The organism is Geodermatophilus sp. SYSU D00663, from assembly GCF_054050655.1.
The window spans coordinates 23,800-30,589 of the sequence record NZ_JBJGZT010000040.1; the positions used below are offsets into that span (position 1 = coordinate 23,800).

General features: G+C 78.0%; 4 protein-coding genes. All 4 read right to left on the reverse strand.

The features are described from left to right. Positions 1 to 12: 12 nt before the first annotated feature. A complete protein-coding gene (gene lipA, locus ACI79Z_RS21695) occupies positions 13 to 987 on the reverse strand; it encodes a lipoyl synthase (protein WP_387989157.1) in 975 nt (324 codons plus the stop codon). Positions 988 to 1,069: 82 nt separating this feature from the next. Then, entirely contained in the window at positions 1,070 to 2,236 is a 1,167-nt protein-coding gene (locus ACI79Z_RS21700; RefSeq protein WP_456903974.1) for a hypothetical protein, read from the reverse strand. Between the two features lie 88 nt (positions 2,237 to 2,324). Then, entirely contained in the window at positions 2,325 to 4,412 is a 2,088-nt protein-coding gene (locus ACI79Z_RS21705) for a diguanylate cyclase domain-containing protein (RefSeq protein ID WP_456903976.1), read from the reverse strand. A gap of 55 nt (positions 4,413 to 4,467) precedes the next feature. Then, positions 4,468 to 6,690, reverse strand: coding sequence for a putative bifunctional diguanylate cyclase/phosphodiesterase (locus ACI79Z_RS21710; protein ID WP_456903978.1), 2,223 nt, complete (start codon positions 6,688 to 6,690; stop codon positions 4,468 to 4,470). Between the last annotated feature and the right edge of the window lie 100 nt (positions 6,691 to 6,790).

The window sequence follows — 6,790 nt, forward strand, 5'->3', positions numbered from 1 at the left end:
CCCGCGGGGCGGTCAGCCCCGAGTGGTGAGACCGCGGGCCTCGACGGCCTGCTGGTAGAGCCGCCCGGCCCGGTAGGAGCTGCGCACCAGCGGCCCGGCGAGCACGCCCGGGAAGCCGATCCTCTCCGCCTCCTGCTGGAAGCCGACGAACTCGTCGGGCTTGACCCAGCGGACCACGGGGTGGTGCCGCGGCGAGGGCCGCAGGTACTGGGTGATCGTCAGCAGGTCGCAGCCGGCCTCGTGCAGCGCGCGCATGGTCTCGACCACCTCGTCGGGCTCCTCACCCATGCCGAGGATGAGGTTGGACTTGGTGACCAGCCCGGCCTCGCGGGCGGCGGTGATCACCGCGAGGGACCGCTCGAAGCGGAAGCCGGGGCGGATGCGCTTGAAGATCCGCGGCACGGTCTCGACGTTGTGCGCCAGCACCTCGGGCCGGGAGGAGAACACCTCGGCCAGCTGGCCGGGGTCGGCGTTGAAGTCGGGGATGAGCAGCTCGACGCCACAGCCGGGGACGGCGGCGTGGATCTGGCGGACGGTCTCGGCGTAGAGCCACGCGCCGCCGTCGGGCAGGTCGTCGCGGGCGACGCCGGTGACGGTGGCGTACCGGAGCTGCATCGTCGCGACGCTCTCGGCGACGCGGCGGGGCTCGTCGGCGTCGAACTCGGCGGGCTTGCCGGTGTCGATCTGGCAGAAGTCGCAGCGCCGGGTGCACTGGTCGCCGCCGATGAGGAAGGTGGCCTCCCGGTCCTCCCAGCACTCGTAGATGTTGGGGCAGCCGGCCTCTTCGCAGACGGTGTGCAGGCCCTCGCGGCGGACCAGCGACTTGAGTTCGGTGTACTCCGGGCCGGTCTTCAGCCGGGTCTTGATCCACTCCGGCTTGCGCTCGATCGGGACCTGGCTGTTGCGCACCTCCAGGCGCAGCAGCTTGCGGCCCGAGGGACCGATCCGGGACGGCTCGGAGGTACTGGTCGTCACCGTCTCGCTCATGATCCCCACCGTACTCCCGGACGGCGATCGCCCCCGCCGCCTCGAGGGCAGCGGGGGCGATCGGCGTGCTGACGGCGGGCCGTCAGGCCTGGCCGGCGGCGGGCCCGGCGGTCGGGCCCTCGTCCGCCCCGCCGCCGCTGGTGAACGGCTCGGGAGCGGTCCGGGTCGGGTCGGTGGCGCCGGCGTCGTCGTCGCCGGCCACGTTCTGGGCATCGCGGATGCCCATGTCGGACTCGGGGGGCGCCGAGTCGCCGGCGACGAACATCGCGTCGGAGACGGTCTTGCCGGAGTCGTCGTTGCTCGGGGAGCTGGGCACGGGGTCCTCTCGGTAGCTGGGCACGGGCCCGTCGCCGGCGGGGGCCGGCGTCCACGGGTCCTCGGTCTTGCGGCGCAGGAACGAGAACGCCGCCGCGCCGACCGCCAGCGCGAGGAGCACCCACGGCCAGCGGCGCGGCTCGGATCCCGTACCCACCTTCCGCCTCGCCTGCGCAGCCTTCTTCGCGGTCTTCCGCGTGGCCTTCCGGCCGGCCTCCGTCGCCTTGCGGCCGGTCTGCGCGGCGCCGCCGACGAGCTCGGCCCGGCGGTGCTCGAGCTCGCTGAGGGCGGTGCCGACGCCGGCGACCAGGCTGTCGCGGGCGCTGCCCAGGGCCGGGACGACGGTGTCCCTCGCGGCGGCCACCCGGGGGGCGACCTCGGTGGCCAGCGCCTTGCGGGTGGCGGCCGAGGCGGCCTCCACCCGGGGCGCGAGGTCCGCGGCGGCCTTGGCGGCGGCGGCACCGGCGGCGGTCAGCGCCGAGGTGACCGCCGGGCCGGCGGACTCGCGGGCGGCGGCCACGCGCGGGGTCAGCGCGTCGACGGCCGCGTCGACGCGCTCGCGGGCGGCGTCGAGGACGGGGTTGGCGGCCTCCCGGGCGGCCACGACGCGCGGGGTGAGCGCCACGACGGCGGCGTCGACGCGCTCGCGGGCGGCGTCGAGGACCGGGCTCGCGGCGCCGCGGGCGGCGTCCACCCGCGGGGCCAGGGCCTCGCGGGCCGAGGCGACGGCGGGCGCGGCAACCGCGACGGCGGCGGCGACCCTGGGGGCGGCCGCCTCGCGCGCGGCGTCCACGCGGGGGGCCAGTTGCTCCGCGGCGGCCCGGCCGGCCTCCGTGACGGCGGCGCCGAGGTGACTGAGCCCCTCCTGGAGCTCGGCCCCGATGACCTGGCCGCGGGACTGTGTGACCTGGCCGCGGGACTGTGTGCGGGACACGGGATGCACCTCCGGGTTGATCGACTCCGGCCATCCTGCCCGCTCCGGCGGGAAGGCACATCCCCGGGCCGACCCGCCGCCGGGCCGGTCAGGACGCGCGCGCCCCCGGGGCGGCACGGTCCGCGCCGGCGGTCCGCAGCACGGTGCAGCCCGGCACGTCAGGAGGGTCGGCGTCGTCGGTCACGGCGACGACGCGGCCGCCGAGCGCGGTCACCAGCGCGACGGCGTGCGTCACCGCCGCGGCGGGCACGGCGCCGCCGGTGAGGTCGAGCCGCACGACGTCGGCGGCCAGTGCGCCGTCGCCGGCGTGGCCGAGGACCTGCAGGACGGTGCCGTCGACCGCCGTCCCCAGGCCGCGGGCGCGCAGCCCCGCCAGGAGGTCGGCCGCCGCGGGGAGCAGCGGGCCGGGCAGGTCGCGCGGCAGCACGCAGACCACCGACTCCGGCGGGACCCCCGCCCGCAGCAGCGCCGCGGCCAGGGAGTCGGCGGTGCGCGTGCCCGCGACGTCGGCGGGCGACAGCGTCGTCCAGACCGGGGGAGCGGCGTCCGCGAGGCCGAGGAGGGGCAGGGCGCGCGTGAGGGCGGTCAGGTCGGCCGGGCGTCCGTCGGGCGTCCGCGCCTCGCGGGCGGCCGGGCGTCCCGACGGGTCGACCAGGGGCACGAGGACGACGTCGGCCGCGGCTGCGCCCTCGGGGTCCCGCGGCAGCGGCAGGGGGGTGGCGGGGTCGGCGGCGACCCCGCCGCCCCCGGCCTTGGCGGCGTACATCCCGGCGTCGGCGGCCGCGAGCAGGCTCTCGATCGTCCGCCCGTCGCCGGGGGCGGTCGCCAGGCCGATGCTGGCGCCGACCCGGACGACGCGCCCGGCGACCGCCACCGGCTCGACGAGGACGCCGTGCAGCCGGGCGGCGCACTCCCGCGCCAGGACGGCGTCGGCGCCCGGCAGCAGGACGGCGAACTCGTCCCCGCCGAGCCGGGCCAGGACGTCGGACGGGCGGAGGGCCCCGCGCAGCCGCGCCCCGACGGTCCGCAGCATGTCGTCGCCGGCGGCGTGGCCGAGGCCGTCGTTGACCGCCTTGAACCCGTCCAGGTCGAGCAGGAGCACGCCCGCGGGCCGGCCGGGGGCCAGGTGCGCGGCGGCGCGCTCGGCCAGCGCCCGCCGGTTGGCCAGGCCGGTCAGCTCGTCGGTGTGCGCCTGCCGGCGGACCTCGGTCAGCGCCCGCAGCTCCCGCAGGGTCAGCGCCGTGCGGGCGAGCGACGCGGCCAGGCAGCCCAGGGCGCACAGCTCCCCGAGCCCGGCGCCGGGCCGGCTCCACTCGACGCTCAGGACGAGCAGCGCCGCGACGTTGCAGCCGACCGGGATGCCCACCCAGCGCCAGCCCGTGCGGACCTGCACGACCGGCTCGGGGGCGGCGGGCCGGGGGGCCGTGACGACCGCGACCACCGTGAGCGCCGCGTTGAGGACGCAGGCCAGGTCGCCCCAGCCGCCGGGGACGTAGGTGCCCCCGGCCTGGGCCGCGGCGATGAGCACGTCGGCGACCAGCTTCCCGGTCAGGACGGCGCAGAGCAGGAGGACGGTCCGGTCGACGCGGGCGCCCAGGACCGCGAACACCGCGCCGACGAGCGCGAGCAGCAGCAGGTCGGCCACCGGGTAGGCGAGGTTGGCGGCGACCGCCAGCGGGTCGTGCGCCCGGGAGGACAGCGTGGGCCCCAGCACCCAGGTCGCAGTGACCGCGGCGACCGCGAGCGCGCCGATCAGCCCGTCGAGCCAGCTCACCGCCGACGCCCGCGGCGCCCGGCTGCGGACGAGGAACAGGGGGACGGCGAACAGCGGCGGGTAGGCGGCCAGCCACCACGCGTCGGCCACCGAGGGGAACGGCGGCTGCGCCTGCGGGACCACGACCAGGACGTAGGTGAGGTTGCCGACCACGATCAGGCCCCACGCCACGGCCACCGCCTGCCAGGTGCGCCGCTCGGCGGGCGACCGGCCGCCGGTGCGCCAGCAGAGGAGGCCGGCCAGGACCGGGACGGCGTTGTAGAGGACGACGTCGTACAGCAGCGTCTCCGCCGGACCGCTGCGGGCCCGGTCCACGCCGGTGAGGTAGACGGCGACGAGGGCCGCCGTCAGCCAGACCACCGGGCGGCGGGTGCCGGTCCGCTGCCCCCGCGCGGCGACCACGGCGCCACCCCGCCACGGCGCCGGCCGGCCGGCGGCGGACCGGCTCGGCACCGTCTCAGTCCCGGACACGGGCGGTGGCGGCGCGGTGGGCGGCCAGCCAGCGCAGCAGGTCGGGGACCGGCATGGGCCGGGCGACGGCGTAGCCCTGGGCGACGTCGCAGCCCAGCGCCGCGAGCCGGGCGGCGGTGGTGAGGTCCTCGACGCCCTCGGCGACCAGGCTCAGGCCCAGGTCGTGGGCGAGCGCGACGGTGTGCCGCACGATCGCGGCGGCCCGCTCGTCGCGGTCGACGTCGGCGGTGAGGCTGCGGTCGAGCTTGAGCTCGTCGGCGGGCAGCCGGCGCAGGTAGGCCAGCGAGCTGTAGCCGGTGCCGTAGTCGTCGATGGAGGTGCGCACGCCCAGGCGGCGCAGTTCGCCGAGCACGGTGCGGCCGCGCTCGGGATCGGCCATGAGGGTGTCCTCGACCAGCTCCAGGGTCAGCGCCGCCGGGGGCAGCCCGCGCCGGGCCAGCTCCGCGGCGACCTTGCCGGGCAGGTCGAGGTCGGCGACGTTGGCCGCGGACAGGTTCACCGACACCGGCACCCGGTGCTCGTCCCACCAGCGGGCGACCGCGTCCAGGGAGCGCTCGAGCACGGTGTCGGTCAGCAGGCGCAGCAGGCCGGCCTGCTCGGCGGCGGGCAGCACCTGCGCGGGGCCGAGCAGCCCACGCCCGGGGTGGTGCCACCGCAGCAGCGCCTCGACGCCGACCGTGCGGCCGTCGTCCATGGCGACCTGCGGCTGCAGGTGGACGTCGAGCTGGTCCTCGGCCAGCGCGGTGCGCAGCTCCTCCATCGTGCGCAGCCGCTCGCCCGACCCGCTGGTCGGGTCGGGGACGTAGACGTGCACGCCGGCGCGCTCGGTCTTGGCCGCGTACATCGCCACGTCGGCGCAGCGCAGCAGCTCCTGGACGTCGTCGGCGGGGACCGGCGCGGTCGAGACGCCGATGCTCACGCCGACGTGCAGCCGGATGCCGTCGACCTCGAACGGCTGCCGCAGCAGGTCGTGCACGACGCCGGCGCGCTCGGCGGCGGTGTCCAGGTCGACGGCGGGCAGCAGGACGGCGAACTCGTCGCCGCCGAGCCGCGCGAGCACCTCGCCCGGCCGCAGCGCGGGGGTCACCCGCGGGCCGACCTGGCACAGCAGCTGGTCGCCGGCGCCGTGCCCGAGGCTGTCGTTGACCTCCTTGAACCCGTCGAGGTCCAGCAGCAGCAGCGCGGCGGGGGAGGCGGTGGTCGCCCCGGCGACGACGGTGCGGGCGCGCTCGAGCAGCGCGCGCCGGTTGGGCAGGCCGGTGAGCTCGTCGGTGCGCGCCTCCTGCCGGACCACCGCGAACGTCCGCACCTCGCGGAAGGTGACCGCGGTGCGGGCCAGCGCGGCGAGCACGCAGCCCACCGCCAGCCACCCGGCGCTGTCGGGCAGGTCGTCGCCGTAGCCGGCGGCGAGCACGGCAAGGGCGGCGAGCGTGCCGGCCAGCGGCAGCGCGACCAGCCGCCAGGTGATCCGCACGCCCTCCTGCCCGGCGGCGCGCCGCGGGTCGCCGGTGGTGCGCCACGCGGCGACGGCGGCCAGCAGCACGCCGGCCTGCCACACCAGCTCCAGCGGCCCGCCGTCGGCGTAGCGGCCCTCGGCGCTCAGCACGAACAGGGCGGCGTCGGCGACGCAGAACAGCGCGATGGCCCCGGCGATGCACAGCAGGGTGCGGTCCAGGTGCACGCCGAGGATGGCGCTGACGCCGACCAGCAGCGACAGCAGCAGCACGTCGGCACCGGGCCAGGCGAGCTGGGCGACCGAGACGTGGCTGCTGTCGGTGAGGTAGGGCCCGAGCAGGAACCCGGTGCCGACCGCCGTGGTGCCGAGCGCGGCGACGACGCCGTCGAGCCACATGCTGGGCAGGAACCGCGCGACGCGGGCGCGGATGAGCACGAACAGCGCGACGTAGAGGCTGCCGTAGGCGACGGCGACGCAGGTGTCGGCCACCGGGGACGGCGTGGTGCCCGCCTGGCCGGTCTCGAGGATGCGCGCGACGTTCCCGGCCGCGCCGACGACGAGCGAGGTGGCCAGCGCCCGCCAGGCGAGCGCCTCGCGGGGAGCCCGCCGGGCGGTCAGCCAGCAGGCGGCGCCGGCCGCCAGCCAGGACAGGTGGTAGAGGACGACGTCGTAGAGGACGTCCCAGGCCTGTCCGGGCGGGCGTGGGCCGACGCCGGTGGCGAAGAGGGCGGCGGCGAGCGCCGCGACCACCACGAGGGGGCCGGGGGGGGGGGGGGGCGCGCGCCCGGGGGGCGGCTGAGCGCGGCGCCCGCCGCTGCCAAAGCCCCTTGCGGCTTCCCGTGTGGTGCGGGCG